The 2,430-nt window shown below is 50.7% G+C and carries 1 rRNA gene; it reads left to right on the plus strand.

The annotated features are described in order from the left end of the window. Nucleotides 1-2,430 (plus strand): 23S ribosomal RNA (locus tag KPL37_RS19300); the annotation flags it as partial.

The following is a 2,430-nucleotide window of genomic DNA, read 5'->3' on the forward strand; positions in this document are numbered from 1 at the left end:
AGTCAGATCTAATCCAGAGTACCACGAGACACGTGAAACCTTGTGGGAAGCTGGGAGGACCACCTCCCAAGGCTAAATACTACCTAGTGACCGATAGTGAAGAAGTACCGTGAGGGAAAGGTGAAAAGAACCCCGGAAGGGGAGTGAAATAGAACCTGAAACCGTGTGCCTACAACCGGTCGAAGCACTTTTTATGTGTGACGGCGTGCTTTTTGTAGAACGAGCCAACGAGTTACGATATGTAGCAAGGTTAAGTACTTAAGGTACGGAGCCGAAGGGAAACCGAGTCTGAATAGGGCGTTCTAGTTGCATGTCGTAGACCCGAAACCGGGTGACCTATCCATGGCCAGGATGAAGCGGAAGTAAAATTCCGTGGAGGTCCGAACCACGTTGGTGTTGAAAAACCATGGGATGAGCTGTGGATAGCGGAGAAATTCCAATCGAACTCGGAGATAGCTGGTTCTCCTCGAAATAGCTTTAGGGCTAGCGTCGATTAATTGAGTAATGGAGGTAGAGCACTGAATGGGCTAGGGGCTGACAACAGTTACTGAACCCTATCAAACTCCGAATGCCATTTACTTTTATTTCGGCAGTCAGACTGCGAATGATAAGATCCGTAGTCAAAAGGGAAACAGCCCAGACCATCAGCTAAGGTCCCAAAGTGTAAGTTAAGTGGAAAAGGATGTGGGATTTCTAAGACAACTAGGATGTTGGCTCAGAAGCAGCCACTCATTCAAAGAGTGCGTAATAGCTCACTAGTCAAGAGATCCTGCGCCGAAGATGTCCGGGGCTAAAACTTACCACCGAAGCTATGGGTTTACACAATTGTGTAAGCGGTAGAGGAGCTTTCTGTACTGGCTGAAGTCATACCGTAAGGAGTGGTGGACGGTACAGAAGTGAGAATGTTGGCATGAGTAGCGAGAGTTAAGTGAGAATCTTAACGGTCGAAAACCTAAGGTTTCCTGAGGAAGGCTCGTCCTCTCAGGGTTAGTCGGGACCTAAGCCGAGGCCGAAAGGCGTAGGTGATGGACAATCGGTTGATATTCCGATACCACCAATGGACGTTATTAGAAATGGGATGACGCAGGAGGATAAGATGTGCACACTATTGGATGTGTGTCTAAGCATTTAGGCGGAGCAAGCAGGCAAATCCGTTTGCTCTTAACGCGAAGATGTAATGGGGAAGGCAATTTATTGCTGAAGTATCTGATTCCACGCTGCCAAGAAAAGTCTCTATCGAGGATATTGGTGCCCGTACCGCAAACCGACACAGGTAGGTGAGGAGAGAATCCTAAGACCATCGGAAGAATTACTGTTAAGGAACTCGGCAAATTGACCCCGTAACTTCGGGAGAAGGGGTGCCTACGTAAGTAGGTCGCAGAGAATAGGCCCAAGCAACTGTTTAGCAAAAACACAGGTCTCTGCTAAAGCGAAAGCTGATGTATAGGGGCTGACGCCTGCCCGGTGCTGGAAGGTTAAGGGGATTAGTTAGCTGAGAGCTTGCTCTCGGCGAGGCTATGAACTTAAGCCCCAGTAAACGGCGGCCGTAACTATAACGGTCCTAAGGTAGCGAAATTCCTTGTCGGGTAAGTTCCGACCCGCACGAATGGCGTAATGATTTGGGCACTGTCTCAACAGTACATCCGGCGAAATTGTAGTTCCAGTGAAGATGCTGGATACCCGCGATTGGACGGAAAGACCCCGTAGAGCTTTACTGTAGCTTAGCATTGAATTTCGGTATTGTCTGTACAGGATAGGTGGGAGACTACGATACATGGGCGTCAGCCTGTGTGGAGTCATCCTTGGGATACCACCCTGACAGTACTGAGGTTCTAACTGGAGGCCATGAATCTGGTCACAGGACATTGTTAGGTGGGCAGTTTGACTGGGGCGGTCGCCTCCGAAAGAGTAACGGAGGCGCCCAAAGGTTCCCTCAGCGCGGTTGGAAATCGCGCGAAGAGTGCAAAGGCAGAAGGGAGCCTGACTGCGACACTTACAAGTGGAGCAGGGACGAAAGTCGGGCTTAGTGATCCGGTGGTACCTCGTGGGAGGGCCATCGCTCAACGGATAAAAGCTACCTCGGGGATAACAGGCTGATCTCCCCCAAGAGTCCACATCGACGGGGAGGTTTGGCACCTCGATGTCGGCTCGTCGCATCCTGGGGCTGAAGTAGGTCCCAAGGGTTGGGCTGTTCGCCCATTAAAGCGGCACGCGAGCTGGGTTCAGAACGTCGTGAGACAGTTCGGTCCCTATCCGTCGCGGGCGTAGGAAATTTGAAGGGAGCTGTCCTTAGTACGAGAGGACCGGGATGGACAAACCTCTGGTGCACCAGTTGTCACGCCAGTGGCATCGCTGGGTAGCTATGTTTGGAAGGGATAAACACTGAAAGCATCTAAGTGTGAAGCCCACCCTAAGATGAGATTTCCCATT

The organism is Clostridium frigoris, from assembly GCF_018861865.1.
GTDB lineage: Bacteria > Bacillota > Clostridia > Clostridiales > Clostridiaceae > Clostridium_AD > Clostridium_AD frigoris.